Annotated in this window: 17 protein-coding genes, 1 other RNA gene and 1 riboswitch; of the genes, 6 read left to right on the top strand and 12 right to left on the bottom strand. The window is 30.3% G+C overall.

Translation table 11 applies throughout. The annotated features are described in order from the left end of the window. Positions 1 to 488: 488 nt before the first annotated feature. Entirely contained in the window at positions 489 to 1,295 is an 807-nt protein-coding gene (locus BTO04_RS02080) for a carboxypeptidase-like regulatory domain-containing protein (protein WP_087562919.1), read from the top strand. An 89-nt stretch (positions 1,296 to 1,384) separates the two neighbouring features. On the opposite strand, the gene BTO04_RS15620 is transcribed toward BTO04_RS02080, so the two are convergent. From BTO04_RS15620 to BTO04_RS02035, 10 genes are all read right to left on the bottom strand, one after another. Next, positions 1,385 to 1,513: a hypothetical protein gene (locus BTO04_RS15620; protein WP_302849205.1), complete on the bottom strand. Its 129-nt coding sequence runs from the start codon at positions 1,511 to 1,513 to the stop codon at positions 1,385 to 1,387. Positions 1,514 to 1,678: 165 nt separating this feature from the next. Then, positions 1,679 to 2,368, bottom strand: a complete 690-nt coding sequence (locus BTO04_RS02075) for a peptidoglycan DD-metalloendopeptidase family protein (RefSeq protein WP_087562918.1) — start codon at positions 2,366 to 2,368, stop codon at positions 1,679 to 1,681. Between the two features lie 60 nt (positions 2,369 to 2,428). Next, entirely contained in the window at positions 2,429 to 4,696 is a 2,268-nt protein-coding gene (locus tag BTO04_RS02070) for an aconitate hydratase (RefSeq protein ID WP_087562917.1), read from the bottom strand. A 224-nt stretch (positions 4,697 to 4,920) separates the two neighbouring features. Beyond that, positions 4,921 to 7,698, bottom strand: a complete 2,778-nt coding sequence (locus BTO04_RS02065; RefSeq protein WP_087562916.1) for a bifunctional aconitate hydratase 2/2-methylisocitrate dehydratase — start codon at positions 7,696 to 7,698, stop codon at positions 4,921 to 4,923. A gap of 224 nt (positions 7,699 to 7,922) precedes the next feature. After that, positions 7,923 to 8,226, bottom strand: an RNA gene (rnpB, locus tag BTO04_RS02060) — RNase P RNA component class A. Positions 8,227 to 8,414: 188 nt separating this feature from the next. Then, the gene (dnaJ, locus tag BTO04_RS02055) at positions 8,415 to 9,557 is read right to left on the bottom strand and encodes a molecular chaperone DnaJ (RefSeq protein WP_087562915.1); all 1,143 of its coding nucleotides are present in this window, start codon (positions 9,555 to 9,557) and stop codon (positions 8,415 to 8,417) included. 81 nt (positions 9,558 to 9,638) lie between these two features. Beyond that, positions 9,639 to 10,187 (bottom strand): nucleotide exchange factor GrpE, encoded by a 549-nt coding sequence (locus tag BTO04_RS02050; RefSeq protein WP_087562914.1) that lies wholly within the window; start codon positions 10,185 to 10,187, stop codon positions 9,639 to 9,641. 105 nt (positions 10,188 to 10,292) lie between these two features. Next, a complete protein-coding gene (murA, locus tag BTO04_RS02045; RefSeq protein ID WP_087562913.1) occupies positions 10,293 to 11,606 on the bottom strand; it encodes a UDP-N-acetylglucosamine 1-carboxyvinyltransferase in 1,314 nt (437 codons plus the stop codon). Between the two features lie 6 nt (positions 11,607 to 11,612). Next, on the bottom strand, positions 11,613 to 12,266 hold the full coding sequence (locus BTO04_RS02040) for a DUF4290 domain-containing protein (protein ID WP_087562912.1): 654 nt from the start codon (positions 12,264 to 12,266) through the stop codon (positions 11,613 to 11,615). Positions 12,267 to 12,426: 160 nt separating this feature from the next. After that, positions 12,427 to 14,748, bottom strand: coding sequence for an ATP-dependent helicase (locus BTO04_RS02035; RefSeq protein ID WP_087562911.1), 2,322 nt, complete (start codon positions 14,746 to 14,748; stop codon positions 12,427 to 12,429). A gap of 230 nt (positions 14,749 to 14,978) precedes the next feature. Between BTO04_RS02035 and BTO04_RS02030 the strand changes: the two genes are divergently transcribed. The 3 genes from BTO04_RS02030 to BTO04_RS02020 are packed head-to-tail and all read left to right on the top strand — an operon-like array spanning position 14,979 to position 16,819. After that, a complete protein-coding gene (locus BTO04_RS02030) occupies positions 14,979 to 15,584 on the top strand; it encodes a SatD family protein (RefSeq protein WP_087562910.1) in 606 nt (201 codons plus the stop codon). After that, a complete protein-coding gene (locus BTO04_RS02025) occupies positions 15,584 to 16,303 on the top strand; it encodes a DUF3307 domain-containing protein (RefSeq protein WP_087562909.1) in 720 nt (239 codons plus the stop codon). Before BTO04_RS02030 ends, BTO04_RS02025 begins: the two co-directional genes overlap by 1 nt. Before the next feature lie 3 nt (positions 16,304 to 16,306). Next, positions 16,307 to 16,819 (top strand): hypothetical protein, encoded by a 513-nt coding sequence (locus BTO04_RS02020; protein WP_087562908.1) that lies wholly within the window; start codon positions 16,307 to 16,309, stop codon positions 16,817 to 16,819. Positions 16,820 to 16,871: 52 nt separating this feature from the next. Here the strand turns inward: BTO04_RS02020 and BTO04_RS02015 are convergent, their stop codons facing one another. Then, positions 16,872 to 18,821: a TonB-dependent siderophore receptor gene (locus BTO04_RS02015; RefSeq protein ID WP_087562907.1), complete on the bottom strand. Its 1,950-nt coding sequence runs from the start codon at positions 18,819 to 18,821 to the stop codon at positions 16,872 to 16,874. A gap of 78 nt (positions 18,822 to 18,899) precedes the next feature. Continuing rightward, positions 18,900 to 19,125: riboswitch (cobalamin riboswitch) on the bottom strand. A gap of 74 nt (positions 19,126 to 19,199) precedes the next feature. Here BTO04_RS02015 and BTO04_RS02010 point away from each other — a divergent pair. Further along, on the top strand, positions 19,200 to 20,240 hold the full coding sequence (locus BTO04_RS02010; RefSeq protein ID WP_087562906.1) for a GMP reductase: 1,041 nt from the start codon (positions 19,200 to 19,202) through the stop codon (positions 20,238 to 20,240). Further along, positions 20,237 to 21,373 (top strand): ABC transporter substrate-binding protein, encoded by a 1,137-nt coding sequence (locus tag BTO04_RS02005; RefSeq protein WP_087562905.1) that lies wholly within the window; start codon positions 20,237 to 20,239, stop codon positions 21,371 to 21,373. The genes BTO04_RS02010 and BTO04_RS02005 overlap by 4 nt, the downstream gene beginning before the upstream one ends. On the opposite strand, the gene BTO04_RS02000 is transcribed toward BTO04_RS02005, so the two are convergent. After that, positions 21,370 to 22,059: an aspartate/glutamate racemase family protein gene (locus BTO04_RS02000; RefSeq protein WP_087562904.1), complete on the bottom strand. Its 690-nt coding sequence runs from the start codon at positions 22,057 to 22,059 to the stop codon at positions 21,370 to 21,372. The two genes, BTO04_RS02005 and BTO04_RS02000, sit on opposite strands and share 4 nt — an antisense overlap. Between the last annotated feature and the right edge of the window lie 181 nt (positions 22,060 to 22,240).

Genomic DNA, 22,240 nt, shown 5'->3' with positions numbered 1-22,240 from the left:
TTTTTTAATAATTTATTTACAGTTTCATCCCATTTTATTATGTGAAATTTAAAATACTTTTTTTTGTTGCCATAAGTACTGTTTTTAGTTGATTGTTATTAATGCAATTTTCAAGATTATATCTCTTATTATTTATAGTATATGTGTTAATATCATTGCTACTGAAAAGCTTACCAGTAATGGTGTAAGATTGTTTTTAATATATTCTTTAATAATTTTTATTATCTTCGCTAAGTAATCAGAAATAGCATTAAAAATTCGTACTTGTATTCGTACCTATTTTTTCTATAATATTTTTTAAAATTAAAGTATAAATATCTAAAAATCAAAGTAATACGTTTTAATAAAAACGCATTACATAATTGAGGGGTTTGTGTTCGCAAGAACGTGCTGGTTCGACTCCAGTTACGCGCACTTTTTATAGTTTTTTTCAACTTCTTTCACAAAATTTTAACCATACTATATACTATTATTACTATTATTGCAGTATGCAAAGAATTATATTTACTTTGTGCTTATTAGTGGTTTCTATAAGTACATTTTCTCAGAATGACAGTATACGTGTAACTAATTTAAAAGGGCAAATTATTCATGCAGGTAATAAGCGTGCTTTAAGTGCTGCTCATATTTTGAATTTGAACTCTGTTCAAGGATCAATAACTAATGACAGAGGTTTTTTTCAGCTTCCAGCAAGAACAAATGACACTATTTTAGTTTCTTATTTAGGATATGCTTCTATTAAATTAAAAGTTACTAATGATTTATTAAAAGGAAATGAATTAGTAATTGGTTTATATGAAAAACCAGAAGAAATAAAAGAAGTTGTTATTAGATCTACGAAACTTATTGGAGTTTTAGAAGTTGACGTAAAACAAGTTCCTAAGGATAGATTTACTAGAATCCATATAAATGGGTTACCTCAAACTTATGAAGTTGGAAAACCAAAAGGAAAAGACTTCTCCTCTCCTATTGCTGCACTATTTCAACCTGTAGATTTTTTATATAATCTCTTTGGAAAAAAACCAAAACAACTTAAAAAATTACAGAAATTAAAAAAAGAAGACAATTTACGTAAAATGCTTGCTGGTAAATTTGATAGAGAAGTAATGATGGAGTATTTAGAAATGGATAGACAAGAACTTTCTGAGTTATTGACTGACTGTAATTACTCTGAGTATTTTATAAAAAAAGCTTCCGATTTACAAATGATTGAAGCTGTACTTGACTGCTATGAGAATTATAAAGCGCTAAAAATTGGAAAAATTGAGCGTAATAAAATTCCAGTTAAAAATTAAATAGAATAAAAGGGTCAAAAGCAAAGCTCTTGACCCTAATCAACTATTAAAAACTAACTAACTAACTAACTAACTAACTAACTAACTAACTAAAATACAGTGGTTACGTATTTATAGTTATACTTTCTCCTTGTGTTCCAAGTATGTCTTTTGGATTGAATAATTTCTGATGAATTATTATTTTTATCTTCTTTTGTAATCTTATTAATTGATGTCATTTTATTTATTTTAATCATATTTAAGACGACATTAAATAGAATTAGTTACAACCTAATTTTAGTTTAACAGAACTTTAAGAAAAGTAGTATATCAAAAAAAGTACAACCAAATTAATGAGTGCACTTTCCAATTTTTACTTTTAAGCATTACATTTTTTAAAAGAATTATAATTTCAATAGTAAATTAGGATTTGGACAATTATTCTTATAAAAATCTATATTTTCTGAGGAAGAAACTCCAGGATAATCACCACAATTATCTTGTAAGTCTTTAATAATTTGAAAATGTAAGTGTGGAGCATAATCACCATTTACAGAAGAATCACCTAAAAAAGCTAAAACGTCTCCTTGCAGTATTTTATCACCAACATTTATATTTTGAATAGATTCTTTAGATAAATGACCATAAAGTGTATAAAAAGTGATTTTGTTGATTTCATGTTTTAAAATAATAGTTGGACCATAATCGCCATAATTATTGTTGAATTTAAAACTGTGAATTTCACCCTCTAAAACCGCAAGAACTTTAGTATTTTCTTTGCACCATAAATCGATACCTAAGTGAATATTTCGCTTTTCATTTTCTAATTGATTCTTAAAATAATCACTTCTATCATATAAGTTTCTTTTTTCTAAATATCCTCCAAAAGCTATTTCAGCATTGCTCTTTTCTAAAAATGAAGTAATGTATTTTTCCCATTCTTCCGATGAAGAAGTATTGAAACTCATTAAATCATTATTGCTTTCAGAAAGACTAATATCAATATAGCTGTTAAAAGAAATTTCAACATCAATTACTGGTAAAGGTTTTTCTGAAATTTCATTTAAAAAAATATTGTAGTTTTCTGTATTCATAAGTTATAAAATAAAAAACTCTCGAATTTATCGAGAGTTTTTAAATAAAATTAAACCCTATTAGGCGTTTTCTTTTTTGATTAAATTCAACGCAGAACCTTCATTATACCATTCGATTTGACTGTGGTTATATGTGTGGTTTGTAACAATTATATCTTTACTTCCATCAGCATGAACAACTTCAATCGTTAAAGGTTTATCAGGAGTAAACTCATTTAAATCTAAAAAGTTGAAGGTATCATCTTCTTGAATTAAATCATAATCAGCTTCGTTAGCAAAAGTTAAACCTAGCATTCCTTGTTTTTTAAGGTTTGTTTCATGTATTCTAGCAAAAGATTTTACTAAAACAGCAGCAACACCTAAATGACGTGGTTCCATAGCAGCATGTTCTCTAGAAGAACCCTCACCATAATTATGATCTCCAATAACGATTGTTCTAATTCCTGCAGCTTTGTATGCTCGTGCAGTATCTGGTACACCACCAAATTCTCCTGTCAATTGATTTTTAACAAAATTTGTTTTCATACCATAAGCATTTACAGCTCCAATTAAACAGTTGTTAGAAATATTATCTAAATGACCTCTATAACGCAACCATGGGCCTGCCATAGAAATATGATCTGTTGTACATTTTCCATGTGCTTTTATTAATAACTTTACACCTGTTAAGTTAGTACCTAAAGGAGTAAAAGGTTCTAATAATTGCAATCTTTCTGAAGAAGAATCAACAGTAATTTGCACATGACTACCATCTATTTCTGGTGCTAAATATCCATCGTCTTTTACTTCAAAACCTTTTGGAGGTAATTCCCAACCAGTTGGTTCATCAAGCATTACTTCTTCCCCATTTTCATTAATTAATGAATCTGTCATTGGGTTAAAATCTAAGCGCCCAGCAATTGCAACTGCTGCAACCATTTCTGGTGATGCAACAAAAGCGTGTGTATTGGGATTACCATCTGCACGTTTCGCAAAATTTCTATTAAACGAATGAATTATAGAATTCTTAGGTGCATTTTTTGGATCATCATAACGTGCCCATTGACCAATACAAGGTCCACAAGCATTTGTAAATATCTTAGCATCTAATTTTTCAAAAATCCATATAATACCATCTCTATCTGCAGTATATCTTACTTTTTCAGAACCTGGATTAATCCCTAATTCTGATTTCATTTTTAATCCTTTATCAATAGCTTGCTGCGCAATTGAAGCTGCCCTAGACAAATCTTCATAAGATGAATTTGTACAAGAACCTATTAAACCCCACTCCACCTTTAATGGCCAATCGTTCTTATTTGCAATTGCTGTCATATCTGAACCTACTTTTGTAGATAAGTCTGGTGTAAAAGGTCCGTTTAATAAAGGACTTAATTCTGATAAGTTAATTTCTATAACCTGATCAAAATATTGCTCTGGATTTGCATATACTTCAGCATCACCAGTTAAATAATCTTTTACTTTGTTTGCAGCATCTGCAACATCACTTCTATCAGTAGCACGTAAATAACGTTCCATAGATTCGTCATATCCAAAAGTTGACGTTGTTGCTCCTATTTCTGCACCCATGTTACAGATTGTACCTTTACCTGTACAAGACATTCCTGTAGCTCCTTCTCCAAAATATTCAACAATTGCACCAGTTCCTCCTTTTGCAGTAAGAATTCCGGCAACTTTTAATATTACATCTTTTGGTGCTGTCCAACCAGATAGTTTTCCCGTTAATTTAACTCCAATAAGTTTTGGAAACTTTAATTCCCAAGCCATACCTGCCATTACATCTACAGCATCTGCTCCACCAACTCCAATAGCAACCATTCCTAATCCGCCTGCATTTACGGTGTGAGAATCAGTTCCAATCATCATTCCACCTGGAAATGCATAATTTTCTAATACCACTTGATGAATAATTCCAGCTCCTGGTTTCCAGAAACCTAATCCGTATTTATTAGAAACAGATTCTAAAAAATTAAAAACTTCATTACTTGTATTTAGAGCACTTTGTAAATCTGTACTTGCTCCATTTTTAGCTTGAATTAAATGATCACAATGTGTAGTAGTAGGAACTGCAACTTTATTTTTACCAGCTTGCATAAATTGCAATAATGCCATTTGGGCAGTTGCATCTTGTAAAGCGATTCTATCTGGTGCAAAATCTACATAGTCTTTACCTCTTACAAATACTTTATTAGAAGTTCCATCCCATAAATGGGAATACAATATTTTTTCTGCTAAAGTTAAAGGTTTACCTGTAAGTTCACGAGCAGCATCAACACGTTCTGCAACGTTTGCATACACTTTTTTTATCATATCAATATCAAAAGCCATATTATATCTAATTTTAAATGTTCTTATTATACTTTTTTAAGTACCACAATATACAAAAATATAGAATGGCTATTAAAAATATTTTCTACTTCAAAAGGAATTTATATTGTTAAAATTATAACTAAATAAAATCTGTGAATATTAAAAAAAGCTTCGCACAAGAGTATAAAAAAAGCCCAAGTTTTAAACTTGGGCTTATAAAATTATAATATTACTAACTCTTTTTAGCTAACTAATTCCTTTTGAGATGGCTTAAAGTTTGTTAATAGAATACCATCAACAGCAGCTTCATATTCTTTCATAGTTGGAGTTCTACCTAAAATTGTAGATAATACTACTACTGGTGTAGATGATAATAAAGATTCTCCTTTTTTCTCATTAGAATCTTTAACAACTCTTCCTTGAAATAAACGAGTAGAAGTAGCTATTACAGTATCACCTGGCTCTGCTTTTTCTTGATTACCCATACAAAGATTACAACCTGGACGCTCTAAATACAACATGTTTTCATATTTAGTACGTGCTAACCCTTTTGGTGCGTTATCATCAAACTCAAATCCTGAGTACTTTTTTAACACTTCCCAATCACCTTCTTCTTTTAACTCATCAACAATGTTATAGGTTGGAGGAGCAACTACTAACGGTGCCTTAAATTCAACCTTACCATATTGTGTTTCAATATTCTTTAACATTTGAGCTAAAATTTTCATATCTCCTTTGTGAACCATACAAGATCCTATGAATCCTAAATCTACTTTTTTAGTCCCGCCATAGAAAGATAATGGTCTAATAGTATCGTGTGTATAACGTTTAGAAACATCTTCGTTATTTACATCTGGATCCGCAATCATTGGCTCAGAAATCTTATCTAAATCAATAACAACTTCTGCGTAGTATTTTGCATTTGCATCTGGAGCCAAAGCAGGTTTCTCACCTGATTTAATTTCTGCAATTCTATTATTAGCAATGTCAATCAATCCTTGAAGAACTTGTAACTTATTGTCCATTCCCTTATCAATCATGATCTGGATTCTACCTTTTGCAATCTCTAAAGATTCAATTAAAGTATCATCTTCAGAAATACAGATAGAAGCTTTCGCTTTCATTTCTGCAGTCCAGTCTGTAAACGTAAATGCTTGATCTGCAGTAAGTGTTCCTAAATGTACTTCAATAATTCTACCTTGAAATACATTATCTCCACCATATTGAGAAAGCATTTGCTCTTGAGTAGCATGAACAACATCACGGAAATCCATGTAGCTCTTCATTTCTCCTTTAAAGGTCACTTTTACGGATTCTGGAATAGGCATTGTAGCTTCACCTGTAGCAAGTGCAAGTGCAACGGTACCTGAATCTGCTCCAAAAGCAACACCTTTAGACATTCTTGTATGAGAATCTCCCCCTATGATAATTGCCCAATCATCAATAGTAATATCATTTAAAACCTTGTGAATTACATCGGTCATTGCATGGTATTTCCCTTTAGGATCACGAGCTGTAATTAAACCAAAATCATTCATAAACTTCATCAATCTAGGAATATTTGCTTTCGATTTATCATCCCATACAGAAGCTGTATGACATCCTGATTGGTATGCACCATCAACAATAGGAGAAATAACTGTGGCAGCCATCATCTCTAATTCTTGAGAAGTCATTAAACCTGTAGTATCTTGAGAACCTACAATATTTACTTCAACACGAGTATCAGAACCCGCATGTAAAATTTTTCCTGGAGTATTTCCTACTGCATTTTTATTGAATATTTTTTCAACAGCTGTAAGGCCTTGTCCTTCAATAGAAATTTCTTTTGAAGTTGCGTATACTGGTAACACATCAATAGCTAATATTTTTGAAGCTAATGTTTGTAATTTTTTACCAAATACAACAGCATAAGATCCTCCTGCTTTAATAAATTCTTTTTTCTGAGGTGTTAATGCCGTAGAGATATCTTTCAATTCGGTATTACCATAATACAATTTCTTAGTCTTCGTATTAATTGTAAGTACGGTTCCTGTTTCTACAGAGTACTCTTGCTTTAAAACGGCATCTCCTTCTTTGTCTACAATTGTATTTCCTTCAGCATCTTTTTGTTTCACCCAGTTTTTAAGGTCAATACCAATACCTCCTGTTACTCCAACAGTAGTTAAGAAAATTGGAGAAATTCCGTTTGTTCCTGCAATTACAGGAGCTATATTAATAAATGGTACGAATGGGCTAGCTTTAACACCTGTCCATAATGCAACGTTGTTTACACCAGACATTCTAGATGAACCAACTCCCATTGTTCCTTTTTCAGCAATTAACATCACACGTTTATTAGGATGTTTTTTTTGTAATGCTAAAAGCTCATTTTGCATTTCTTTGTTGTGCTCAAATAAACACTGACCATGTAATTCACGATCTGACCTAGAGTGCGCATCACCTCCTGGAGATAATAAATCTGTAGAAATATCTCCTACACCAGCAATAAAAGTTACTACTTCAATTTCTTCATCAATCTCAGGCAATTTTGTAAAAAATTCAGCCTTAGCATAACTCACTAAAAGATCTTTGGCAATTTCATTACCACTTTTATATGCATTCTCTAAACGCTCTGCATCTGCTTCATAAAGAAAAACTTGTGTTTTTAAAACATCCGCAGCTTTTTTAGTAGTAGCAGCATCATCTCCTAATGCTAAATCTAACAACACCTCAATTGAAGGACCACCCTTCATATGTGATAGTTGCTCAAAAGCATAAGAAGGTGTAATTTCTTTTACTACCGCATCACCTATAATAATCTCCTTTAAAAATTTTGCTTTTACACCAGCTGCACTAGTAGTCCCAGGTAAAACATTATAAATGAAAAAGTTAAGAGAAGCATCTCTGTACTCGTTATTTAAATCCTTAATTTGCTCAATAATTTCGCTTAATAATTCAGCACCATCAATTGGCTTTGGGTGAAGTCCTAGAACCTTTCGTTCTTCGATCTCTTTGATGTAATTTTTATAAGTGTTCATGAAGTAAATCTTTAGTTACTATAAGCCTTGTTTTAAAGCTATATTGTATAAGTTTTTATTAATTTCAGTATGACAAACTTACATTTTTTATCTTAATTTTGAAAGATAAATAATAGATTGAAGTAATTAATGAATAAATAAAAATTATTTTGGAAAAAGATGAATTTTAATCAATAAAAAAGGTGAATTTTAATATTTTTATGAATATATCATAAAATCATAATAGAAAAAACAGACTAATAAGCCGAATTCTGTTCCTTAAAAAGGCTCTTATCATTTATCTAGTTCTAAAATTACTTTTAGAATCAATCTGCCTACCCTTTAGAATCGAGCGAGTAGCCCTCAATCTCTAATATACATGGCATTGCACCGCATTGAGTTTACCTGGTTTCACTACAGCCGAACTGTACTTGCTTTCTGTTGCACTTGTCCTCAACTCACGTTGGACGGATGTTATCCGCAATGCTTACTCTTTGGTGTCCGGACTTTCCTACTTGTTTAAACAAGTCGATAAGATAAGCCTGTTCTTTTCTATTATTTGTAAATATACCTTCTTTAAACATAAAAAAACCCACTCATAAATGAGTGGGAAAAATTGCTATGAAAAAGAAAAAGTGTTGCTGATTTCTCAACAACAATACAAATATATATTAAAAATTATTATAAAAAAATATTTTTATAAAATAATATATACTTTTTGCTTTCTTTTAACATTTTTAAGAAAACATGTCTTTCACTTTTTCAAAAAATGATTTGTCATATTTATTTGGACTCGGTTTAAAGTTTTCATTATCAGCCATTTGCTCAAAAAACTGTTTTTGTTCTTTATTTAATTCTTGTGGTGTCCAAACATTAATATGAATTAAGAAATCACCTGTTCCATATCGCTCTATGCTAGGTAATCCTTTTCCTTTTAGTCTTAATATTTTTCCTGACTGTGTACCTGCATCAATCTTAATCTTTACTTTGCCTGTTACAGTTTCAACTTCTTTGCTTATTCCTAAAACAGCTTCAGACAAATTCACATATAAATCATAATGAATATTTGTTCCTTCTCTTTTTAAAGTTTCATGCTGAACTTCTTCAATTAAAACTAATAAATCACCTGCAATAGAATTTTTACCTGGTGCTTCATTCCCTTTTCCTCCTACTTTTAATTGAACTCCTTCTGTAACTCCTGCAGGAATATTAATTGAAACAGTCTCTTCTTTAATAATTAAACCTTGAGAATCTGCTCCATTAGCATTACTACTCATTATTTCTCCTGCCCCAGAACAAGTACCACACGTAGTAGCTGTTTGCATTCTACCTAAAATAGTATTGGTTACACGCATTTGCTGACCAGAACCATTACAAGTTGTACACGTTTTATAAGTTACTCCTTCTGCTTGTACTTTTCTTCTAACTTTTACTTTCTTCTCTACTCCATTAGCAATTTCTTCTAAAGTAAGTTTTACACGAATACGCATATTACTTCCTTTAACTCTAGCTTGACGTTGGCCTCCGCCACCACCAAAACCACCTCCAAAACCGCCGCCTCCGCCGCCGCCGAATATATCTCCGAATTGACTAAAAATGTCATCCATATCCATACCGCCGCCGCCAAAACCACCACGACCGCCACCTTGAGGACCATCAAGACCTGCATGACCATATTGATCATAACGTGCTTTCTTATTGTCATCACTTAGGATTTCATAAGCTTCCGCTGCTTTTTTAAAGTTTTCTTCAGCATTTTTATCATCTGGATTTTTATCCGGATGATATTTAATTGCCATTTTTCTGTACCCTTTTTTTATTTCTGCTTGTGAGGCAGCTTTAGAAACTCCTAATATTTCGTAAAAATCTTGTTTTGCCATTCTATTTAGTTTGCAGTTTGCAGTTTTCAGTTAGCAGTCAGTTAATCACTGGCTACTGCTTACTGTATACTGATTACTAATTTACTGTCCTATTACTACTTTTGGATAACGTATAACTTTATCACCTAGCTTATACCCTTTTTCTACACAGTCTATAACTTTTCCTTTTAAATCGTCTGAAGGAGCTGGAATTTGTGTAATTGCTTCATGAATTTCTGCATCAAAAGTATCACCTTGATTCGTTTCAATTTTAGTTAACCCTTTTTGCTCAAGTGTATTATACAATTTTTGAGAAATTAATAAGACTCCCTTTCTTAATTCTTCCGTTTCTTTGTCTTCTTCTATATGTGTCAGAGCACGCTCAAAATCATCAATAATTGGCAGTAAAGATGTCATTAATTCTTGCCCAGCAGTTTTAAACAACTCAACTCTTTCTCTTGTTGTTCTCTTTTTATAGTTTTCAAATTCAGCAAATAAACGTAAAAACTTATCTTTTTCTGCTTGTATTAATTCTTCTGCTGTAGGTTCTTCTTTAACAACTTCTACTTCAACTTCTTGATTTTCTTCAATTTGTGAAGTTTCTTCTGCACTATTTATTTCTTCTTCTTTTATATCTTCTTTCTTACTCATTTCTTTGTAATCGTTATATTATCTCCACATATTAGACAAAAATGTTGCCAATAAAAAAATAGTGTCAAACTGACACTATTTTTTTATAATTATATTTATTTAATATTAATTTTCTATTCTTTCAATCTTTGCTCCAATAGATTTTAGACGAGCTTCAATGTTTTCATACCCTCTATCAATTTGCTCAATATTGTTAATAATACTTGTACCCTTTGCAGATAATGCTGCAATTAATAAAGAAATTCCTGCTCTAATATCTGGAGAAGTCATCTTAGTTGCTTTTAGTGAACTTTCAAAATTCATCCCAATTACTGTTGCTCTGTGCGGATCACACAAAATAACTTTGGCGCCCATGTCAATCAATTTATCAACAAAAAACAAACGACTTTCAAACATTTTTTGATGTATTAAAACAGTTCCTTTTGCTTGTGTAGCAATTACCAAAACAATACTCAATAAATCTGGTGTAAATCCAGGCCAAGGAGCGTCCGCAACTGTTAAAACAGAACCATCTATGTAGTTTTGAATTTCGTAACTTTCTTGTTCTGGAATGTAAATATCATCTCCTCTTTTTTCTAATTGAATTCCTAGCTTTCTAAATACATTTGGTATTTGTCCTAAGTTTTCCCAACTCACATCTTTTATGGTTAGTTCAGATCGTGTCATAACAGCAACACCAATCCAAGAACCAATTTCAATCATATCCGGTAAAACGGTGTGCTCACAACCACCTAAAGATTTTACTCCTTCAACAGTTAATAAATTTGAACCTACTCCAGAGATTTTTGCTCCCATAGAATTCAACATTTTTGATAATTGTTGAATATAAGGTTCACAAGCTGCATTATATATTTTTGTTGTTCCTTTTGCTAAAACGGATGCCATTAAAATATTAGCAGTACCAGTAACAGAAGCTTCATCTAACAACATATCTACTCCTGTTAAACCTTCTGTTGCTTCAACTCCGTAAAAATATTCTTCTTTATTATATCTAAATTTTGCCCCTAATCTAATAAAACCTTCAAAATGCGTATCTAATCTTCTTCTACCAATTTTATCTCCTCCAGGACGTGGAATATAACCACGACCAAAACGTGCTAATAACGGACCTACAATCATAATAGAACCACGTAAAGAGCTTCCGTCTCTTTTAAAATCTGCAGATTCTAAATAATTTAAATTTACTTCATCCGCTTGAAAAGCATACGAATTTCTAGATAATTTTTCAACTTTAACACCTAATTCTCCAAGAATAAAAATAAGTTTGTTTACATCAATAATATCAGGAACATTATTTACTACTACTCTTTCTGATGTTAATAAAACGGCACACAAAATTTGTAACACTTCGTTTTTAGCTCCTTGCGGAGTTATTGTTCCGCTTAGTTTATGTCCGCCTTCAATTTTAAATGATGCCATTAACTCTTATCTTTTTTTGTATTTACTCTGATTACTATGCTGTGGTTTTTTATAAGTAGTCTTTGTGCTACTCTGACCCTGAGTCGTTCTTTTTCTAAGTAAGTTTTTACTTTCAGAAAGCGCTTCCTCTGTTTCTCTTAAATCTAATTTACCATCAGATAAATCAAATAAATGTTTAAAAATAACAGCATCATCTACAGTATCTTTATTCCAATTCAAATAACATTTTTTCATGTGATTTGCAATTGTAAAAACCAATGCTTCTTTTTTATCACCTTCTTCCCAACTTAAAGCAATATCTATCATGGTTTGAATATTATTACCATAATAACGATATCTAGATGCAGATTTTGGATAAGGTAAACCTTCTGGTTTTTCTTGTAACTCTTCTTTTGAAGGCTGTGGATAAGGAGATTCTGCATCTAATTTAAAATCTGCCATGATATATAGCTGATCCCATAATTTGTGCTTAAAATCTGGAACATCACGTAAATGAGGTTGTAAATTCCCCATTACATCTACAATAGCTTTGGCCATTTTATCTCGTTCTTCTTTAGTTTCTAAAGCTACACAATGGTCTATTAATTTTTGTATATGTCTGCCGTATTCTGGAATTATCATTAACGGTCTTTCTGAATTGTATTCTAAATCGAATGTCATTTTATGTTTTTTGAAGTGTTTTCGACACATTTTCTTTTTCATTTTTATCAAAAGAAAATACTCGAACTTACAAGTTACTATTTGTAGTTATTAAACGTTGCAAAATAGTAATTTATTTTTAGTTTTTTTTGAAGATTTTAAAAGAATTAAAAAAAGGCTATCAACCAATAATTTTCAACTTAACAAAACGCAATAAAAGGTTTTTCTTTCCTGCGGTACCAAACTGAATCATCGCTTTTTTATCTGGTCCTTTTCCCTCTAAAGAAAGTACTTCTCCTCTACCAAAACGCTCATGCTCTATAATATTACCTACAGCAATATCATTATCAAATAAATTTGAGGATGAAGTTGCTTGTGTTACTTTTTTTAAGTTTTTAGGAACAACAATTTCTTTCTTTTTTGCTAAATCACGTTCTACTTTTTTACGTTGAATAGGTTTTTGAAAACGAATTCCCTTTGGCGCATCATCAAACAAACTTTTATCTACAAATTTATTTATAGAAGGTTCTGGAACCTTTGGAGTAATATAATGTAAATATTGATCATCAATTTCTTCTAAAAACCTACTTGGTTCTGCATCTACCAATTTACCCCATCTGTAACGTGTTTGTGCATAACTTAAATAAGCAACTTTCTCTGCTCTTGTTAGTGCCACATAAAATAATCTGCGTTCTTCTTCAAGTTCACTTCTTGTACTCATACTCATTGCAGAAGGAAATAAATTTTCTTCTAAACCAACAACATAAACATGAGAATATTCTAATCCTTTAGATTGATGAATGGTCATTAAAGAAACACTTGGCTTGTCATCTTCTTTATTAGAATCAAAATCTGTAGCCAATGCAACATCTTCTAAAAACGTAGTTAAAGATGCATCTTCTCCTTGTTCTATTTTATCTGTAATAAAATCTTTTATTCCGTTTAATAATTCTTGAACATTTTCTACTTTACTAACGGCTTCTGGTGTTCCCTCTTTTTCTAAATCTTTAATCAATTGTGTTTGTTTCACAACAATTTCAGAAATTTCGAAGGCATTTTTTGTTTGGCTTTCAATTTGTAAACGCAACATCATGTTTACAAAATTCTGCAGTTTTGTTTTTGTTCCTGAATTTATTTTTAAATCGATTTTATCAATATATTTTAAAATATCAAAAATTGATTTTTTATAATGATTTGCAGCTATAGTAAGTTTATCTATAGTTGTTGCACCAATTCCACGTGCTGGATAATTTATAATTCTCTTTAACGCTTCTTCATCATTTGGATTAATTAGAATACGCAAATAAGAAAGAATATCTTTTATTTCTTTTCGCTGATAAAAGGAAATTCCTCCATAAATTTTATATTCTATGCTCTTTTTTCGTAACGCATCTTCAATGGCTCTAGATTGCGAATTTGTTCGATACAAAACTGCAAATTGATCATTTTTTAATTGATGATTCATTTTGTTCTCCCAAATAGATTGCGCTACAAAACGTCCTTCTTCACCATCAGAGATTGTACGCATTACATTAATGCTTTCACCGGCATCATTACTGGTCCAAACTTCTTTGTCTAATTTGGTTTTATTTCTTGCTATAACAGAGTTTGCAGCATTTACAATCGTACTTGTAGATCTATAATTTTGTTCTAACTTAAAGGTTTTAACTTCTGGATAATCTTTTTGAAAGCTTAAAATATTCTGAATATTTGCACCTCTAAAACTATAAATACTCTGAGAATCATCTCCAACAACACAAATATTCTGAAAACGATCTGCTAAAGCCTTTACAATAAGATATTGTGAGTGATTTGTATCTTGATACTCATCTACCATTATATATCTAAATCGGTTTTGATATTTTGCCAAAGATTCTGGAAAACGAGCCAACAATTCATTGGTTCTTAACAGTAAATCATCAAAATCCATTGCACCAGCTTTAAAACACCTGTCTACATATTCTTTATAAATATTCCCTACTTCTGGCCTGCTTGCATGTAAATCTGCTTCTTTTAAATCAGAATTATTAAAATAGGCTCTAACTGTAATTAAACTATTTTTAAACGATGAAATTCTATTTAAAATCTGTTTTGGCTTATAACGCTCTTTGTCTAAATTCATTTCTTTAATGATAGACGAAATTAGCCTTACAGAATCTTGTGAATCATAAATTGTAAAGTTTGATGGAAAACCTAACTTGTCTGCTTCTGAACGTAAAATACGTGCAAAAACGGAGTGAAAAGTTCCCATCCAAAGGTTTTTTGCTTCACTAGCACCCACAACGCTTGCAATTCTTTCTTTCATTTCTTTTGCCGCTTTATTTGTAAATGTGAGCGATAAAATATTAAAAGAATCTACGCCTTGTTTCATTAAGTGAGCAATTCTATAGGTTAACACACGTGTTTTACCAGAACCTGCACCAGCAATAATTATCATTGGTCCGTCTTTCTGTAAAACAGCTTGTTTTTGAGCTTCGTTTAAAGAGTCTAAATAGTTATTCAATATATTTTTTCTTAGAAGAATTTTAAAATGTGAAATTAACCAAACTATTCCTTTTTTACATGATAGATTTAGAAATTTTATTCACAGACTTATTACAACAATCTTCGCCTTAAAACCCGATAATATGATAATTCGGCTCAAGACCCGATATATTAATAATTCGGGTTAAAACCCGATATTTTTGGTTATTTCCAACTTTAGGACTATATTTACTTAAATTATATCATTTTATGACAAGTGTAATTACAGGAGACGTTATTAATTCTAGAAATACTTCTAATGAAGTTTGGCTGAAACCTTTAAAATCAATTTTCAAGAAATTAAACGCGGGTCAAATTTATAGAGGAGATAGTTTTCAAATAGAAATTGAAGATGCTTCAACAGCACTTTTAACTGCTATCTATATAAAGTCTAGTCTTAAAGTAATTAAAGAAATTGATGTTAGAATGGCAATTGGAATTGGTTCTAAAAATTTTGAAGCTGATACCGTTAATGAAGCAAATGGAGAAGCTTTTATAAATTCTGGTTTTGCTTTTGATAACTTACTCAAAAAACAAACCTTGGCTGTAAAATCTCCTTGGAATGATCTCAATGAAGAAATAAACATTGGTTTAGGTCTTGGTTTATTAGTTATGGATAATTGGACACAAAATTCTGCAGAGTTTGTAAAAACGTTTTTAGAAAAAATAGATTTTACACAAAAAGAAATTGCAGCGCATTTACATATTTCGCAAAGTAGTGCAAGCGAACGTAGAAAACGTGCAGGTTTAGATGAAATTATGAAGTTAGAAAAGCGTTTTAGAAAATTAATTCAACAAAAAAATAATCTGCAATAATGATGCTCTTTCTAAAACTTTTTTTGGCACATTTATTAGGTGATTTTTTATTGCAACCAGAAAGTTGGGTAAAAGACAAAGAAGAAAACAAAATAAAATCTAGCAAACTATATTTTCATATTGCAATCCATTTTGCACTTTTAGTTCTTTTTCTTCAATTTGATTTCTCAAAATATTGGTTTGCAATAGTCCTAATTATTGTTTCTCATTATAGTTTTGATCTGCTAAAAATATATCTTCAAAATAAAAAAAGTAAACGGATTTGGTTTTTTATAGATCAGTTTTTACATGTTTTAATATTAAGTCTAGCCTCAGTGTTTTACACTGATTTTTTTTTCTCTTTTAATGATTTTTTTACAGACAAAATACTTTTATTATTAATTGCAACACTTTTAGTAACCTACGTTTCTGCAATTATCATTAAAATAATTATTACGCAATGGAATCCAGAAAGTAAAAAAGAAAATGATGACTCATTAGCAAAAGCTGGCCGTTACATTGGTATTTTAGAACGTTTATTTGTGTTCATTTTTGTAATTACAAATCACTGGGAAGCGATTGGTTTTTTATTAGCAGCAAAATCTGTTTTTAGGTTTGGAGATTTAACTTCATCAAAAGACAGAAAATTGACGGAATATATTTTAATAGGTACTTTATTAAGTTTTGGATTGGCAATCTTAATTGGAGTTCTATATTTGTATACTTTAAATTTACTTTAACTTATGGAAGATAAAATCTTAGAAAGCATTGCGTATATTTTACCTGCTGTTGTAACAGGAACTGTTGCGTATTATATGTTTAACGGATTCATAAAACAACAGAATTCTGAAAAGAAGCTTGAATTATTAGCACAAAAAAAGAAAGAATCTTTACCTATAAAATTACAGGCTTATGAACGTATGATATTGTTTTGTGAACGAATTAATCCTGTTAAAATGTTGATACGAATTAAACCTCTATCAGAAAACACTCATGAATACTTACAACTATTAATTGCAAGTATAGAACAAGAATTCGAACATAATTTAGTACAACAAATCTATATTTCTAATGATTCTTGGACAGCTATTGTTGCTTCTAAAAGCGCAATAATGAATAAATTAAAATTAGTTGCAGAAAGTTCTAAATCTGCAAATGAATTAAGAGAAACTGTTTTAATAGATTACTCTAAAAACTTACCGCCAACAGAAACTGCTATTTCATTTATAAAAAATGAAGTGAAAAAATTATTATAAAAAAAGACTGTCTTTTAAGACAGTCTTTTTTTCTTCTTTTTTTTCAATACTTTTAAAATTGTAATCGTACTCCTACTTTATAGTTTCTACCACGTGTAGCATATCCTAAAACATCATCATAATCTTCATCTAAAATATTAGTTACAGCGCCAAAAATTGTTACTGTTTCATCTAATAATTTATAATTAGCGGATACATCTAAAACTTGGTAACTTGGTAAAACTACATCTAAACCTGCTGTTCCAAAACTACCATATCTATCATAAATAGTTCTTTCACTTACATTTCTGTAGGTAAGATTAAAAAAAGCATTCTTTACTGCCGTAATATCGATTCCTGCAACAATTTTATTCTCAGGAATGTAATCGTTAAAATCTTCTAAAGCTTTTTTATCAACAAACGTATAAGAAAGGTTTAGTTTTAAAAAATCTGTGGGTATTACTGAAGAGTTTATCTCAAATCCATTTGCTTCAGAAGAACCATTTGCATATTTATAAGTTGAATTATTATAGATAATTGCATCTTCTTCACTTCTATTAAAGTAGACCGCATCAATTTTTAACCAATCTTGATAATTTGCATCAAAACCAATTTCTAATGTTTTATTTGATTCTGGTTTTAAATCAATATTACCTCCATAACCATCATATAATTGATACAAACTTGGTGTAATAAATGCCTTGCTATAAGAAGATAATAATTTTATAGTAGTAGTCTCATTATTTAAAACATTGTACGCTAAATTAGCGTCATACACAAAATGATTTCCATACACATTATGAATATTTAATCTTCCTCCTGCATTTACACTTAATCCAAAAGTTGAAATATAAACCAAACTCGCATAAGGATCTATTGTGTTAAAATTAGCTATAGCCTTATCAATTCCACCAAAAGGAGTTACCGTATTATTACTATGATTTTGATAATTTAGACCTGTAATTAACTGAATATTAGATTTTTTAAAATCATATCTATTTACTAAATCTACAAATACACTTCTACCAACAAATTGATAATTATCTAAAGTACCACTAAAAGAATTATATTGGTTAACACCTCTTTCTATAGCATTTGCAGAAGCTAATAAATAAACTTGACCGTTTTCATAATTATAAGTAGGCTTAATTCCGATTCTAAATTGCTCTTGATTTCCTGTATTTACATCGCTATCAGAAAATGCACCAGCATCAAAATCATAATCAAATTCATCATAATTTAAAAAGGCTTCAATAGCTATTTTTTTATTGATGTTGTACCCTACTTTTAACAATCCATTTCTGCTATAAAAAGAATCATCTTCAAAAAGGGAATTCGTTTTACTTTTTGCTGATGACATTCCATCAACACCCGTTAAACTAAAAGTTCCTAAGAAATTAAATTTACCAATAGTACCATTAATAGCAACGTTTTGGCTTTTATCTGAAAGGTTACTATTTGAAGTATTTGCGGTATTATTTGTTCCTAAACTTGTTTCAAAAGAACCAGAAATTTTATCTTTAGATGCTTTCTTTAAAATAACATTAATTACCGCAGTTGCAGCACCAGAACCATACAAAGTTGATGAAGCTCCTTTTAAAACTTCTATCTTTTCAATTTGACTAACAGCCAATAAACGTAAATCAAATTCTTGATTAATTCCAGATTGATCTGTAACAGGAACACCATCAATCAATATTAAAACTTGCCTACTTCTTCCTCCTCTAATATTAATACTCCTAGGTTCTGAAGCATTAGAATTTACACCTCTAACATCAATACCTACAACAGTATTTAAAATTTCAATTACAGATTTACCTGTATTTTGTTGAAGTTGTTTTTGGGTAATTACTTGAATAACTTTCCCTGTATTTTCTTTTTTAAGTTTAAATTTTGTTGCTGTAATAACAACCTCATCTAACTTTTCTACCTTTTCTTTTTGCGCTTCATTTTTTTGAGCAAAAAGATTTGTGCTGACAAAACTACATGCCAAAACACCAACAATTAATAATTGTTTTTTCATTTTTAATAAATTTGATTTATACAATAAATCAGGATAAATTGAGTACGAAATGTAAGTACACTAACTTTTCTCCCGAAAGTTTTTACACGTGACTTAGGCAGGTCTCCTGACTTGTTCTTATGTTACTTTGCCTTCCCAATAAATTTATCAGTGACAAAAGTTTAAGTAACATCCTCTAAAGAGGTGCTGAATAAATTTCAGCATAAACTTACAGTTGCGGGAACAGCTCTGGAGTTTAACCAGATTCCCTTTTAATTGGATGTAAAATGACTTCTACATCAAAACCAAAATCGGGGCAAATATATATCCATTCTTATTAACAATCTAAAAAAAACAACAGAAGATTTAATATCTTCGAAACTTAATAATACTTGAAGAATGAGAATAGAAAATGAATTGAAACTTGGTTTTAAAGATGTGATGATTCGTCCAAAACGATCTACTTTAAAATCTCGCTCACAAGTTAGTTTAGAAAGAGAATTTAAGTTTCTACACAGTACTATTATTTGGAAAGGAATTCCAATAATGGCAGCAAATATGGATACAGTTGGTACTTTTGAAATGGCAAAAGCATTGGCAGAACAAAATATTTTCACTGCAATACATAAACACTATAGCATTAAAGAGTGGCAAGAATTTGCATCAAATGCAGATGAAAGTGTTTTAAGAAACATTGCAATAAGTACAGGAACTGGTAAAAAAGATGCAGAGAAAGTTACACTAATTTTAAATGAATTTTCTCAAATAAATTTTATTTGTATTGATGTTGCAAATGGATATTCTGAACATTTTGTAGAATTTGTAAAGAAAATGCGTAAAAATCATCCAAATAAAATAATTCTTGCAGGAAATGTTGTTACTGGTGAAATGGTTGAAGAATTACTTTTGGCTGGAGCAGATATTATAAAAGTTGGTATTGGACCAGGTTCTGTATGTACTACTCGTATTAAAACAGGTGTTGGTTATCCACAATTATCTGCAATTATTGAATGTGCAGATGCTGCTCACGGAATGGGTGGCCAAATAATCTCTGATGGTGGATGTAAAGTTCCTGGTGATGTTGCTAAAGCTTTTGGTGGTGGCGCAGATTTTGTAATGCTTGGAGGAATGTTGGCAGGACATGAAGAAAGTGGAGGAAATCTTATGGAGAGAAATGGAGAGAAGTTTAAAATTTTCTACGGAATGAGTTCCGAAACTGCAATGAACAAACATGTTGGTGGCGTTGCTAATTATAGAGCTTCTGAAGGTAAAACTGTTGAAATTCCTTTTAGAGGAAATGTAAATGAAACAATTACAGATATTTTAGGAGGAGTGCGTTCTACATGCACATATGTTGGGGCAAGTAGATTAAAAGAATTGACCAAAAGAACTACTTTCATAAGAGTTCAAGAACAAGAAAATCAAGTATATTCTAAATGAAAAAGTTAAATTTAATTTCAGTTTTATTATTCTTATTGATTTCAATTTCATGTAAAAAAGAAGTTATAAAAGTTAATAAAAAAACGAAATCAGAAAGCAACATTAAATATGCAAAAGGCTTTGATATTATTGATGATAATGGAGTGAAAAAATTGATTATTAAATCTGCTTATCAAAATTCTGATGCTACTTATGAATACATAATTAGGAAAAAAACTGATTCGAAAATTAAAAAATTTGAATCATTAATGATTTCAACTCCAATAGAAAGAATAGTAGTTACCTCAACAACACATGTACCAATGGTTGAGTTGTTAAATGAAGAAACTTCTATTGTTGGTTTTCCTTACTCTAAGTATGTTTCATCAGAAAAAACAAGACAATTAATTAATGAAGGAAAAATCAAAGAAATTGGAAAAGAGAGTTCTTTAAATACAGAAATACTCTTGGATTTACAGCCAGAATTAGTTGTTGGTTACAGCGTAACATCTGCTGATAAAAGTTTAACTACAGTTAAAAAAGCAGGAATTAATGTTATTTATAATGGAGATTGGTTAGAAGAAACTCCTTTAGGAAGAGCAGAATGGATTAAATTCTTTGGCGTTTTATTTGATAAAGAAAAAAAAGCAGACAGTATTTTTAAAGTGATAGAAGCTAATTATTTAACAGCTAAAAACATCGCCTTAAAATCAGATAAAAAACCTACTATTCTTTCTGGTGCAATTATGAGTAAAGATATTTGGAATTTACCTGCTGGAGAAAGCTTTGTAGCACAATTTTTAAAAGATGCAAACGTAAATTATCTTTGGAAAAACACGAAAGGAAAAGGTAGTTTATCTTTAAGTTTTGAAAGTGTTTATGATAAAGGTGAAAGTGCCGATTTTTGGATTGCTCCTGGCTATTTTTACTCAAAAGAACAAATGCTAAAAAGCAATGAATTATTTTCAAAATTTAAGGCTTTTAAAAATGACAATATCTATACACCATCAACCAAAAAAGGAAAAACTGGAGGCGTAATTTATTATGAGTTAGCGCCAACAAGACCCGATTTAGTTTTAAAAGATATCATTAAAATTACAAATCCTCATTTGTTACCAAATTACGAGTTTACTTTTTTCGAAAAAATGAATTAAGGTTTAGAAAAACTAAATGCTGCATTTGCATGAATTGTAGTTGTATCAAAAACAGGAACAGAAACATCTTTTTGTGCTATTAATAACGGAATTTCTGTGCATCCTAAAATAACACCTTCTGCGCCACTTTTAATAAGTCTATTTATAATTTCTAGATATTTTTCTTTTGAAGCTGGATTTATATTTCCTGCAGAAAGTTCATCATAAATAACGTTATGAATTATTTCTCTTTCTTCTAATTTAGGAATGATAGTTTCGATACCAAAAGAGGTTAAAATATCTTTAAAGAAATCTTTTTCCATTGTATACTTTGTTCCTAATAAGGCAACTTTATTCAACTTCTTTTCAACAATCATTTTAGAAGTTGCTTCAGCAATATGAATTACAGGAATATTAACCACATCTCTAACAGCATCAATACATAAATGCATGGTGTTAGCACAAATTAAAATACAAGTTGCACCTGCCTTTTCTAAATTCTTACCAGCTTCAGCCATTAATTTATCTAACTTTTTCCAGTTACCTACTGCTTGAAGTTTAGAAATTTCACCAAAGTCAAAAGAATTCATAACTACTTTTGCAGAATGTGGTTTCCCAAAATTATCCGAATTTAATTGATTTAAAATTCGATAATATAAAATGGTAGACTCTGGAGTTATTCCTCCTATTAAACCTATTTTTTTCATAATTTTTTATTTTTTTTTAATCTATTACCTCTTAAATTTTAAAAAAAAGAAAGTGTAAAAGGAATTGTTTTTAAAAATATGGGAAGAATTAAAATATATCAAAACTTAATTTTACGCATTATAGAATCATAACCACAATAAAGATTAAAATTCCAACTTTAAAATAAGCAACAAAAGATTT

It is taken from the genome of Polaribacter sp. SA4-10, from assembly GCF_002163835.1.
Taxonomy (GTDB): domain Bacteria; phylum Bacteroidota; class Bacteroidia; order Flavobacteriales; family Flavobacteriaceae; genus Polaribacter.
The sequence above is the reverse complement of the archived record's forward strand: the minus strand, read 5'-3'. Positions and strand labels throughout refer to the sequence as shown.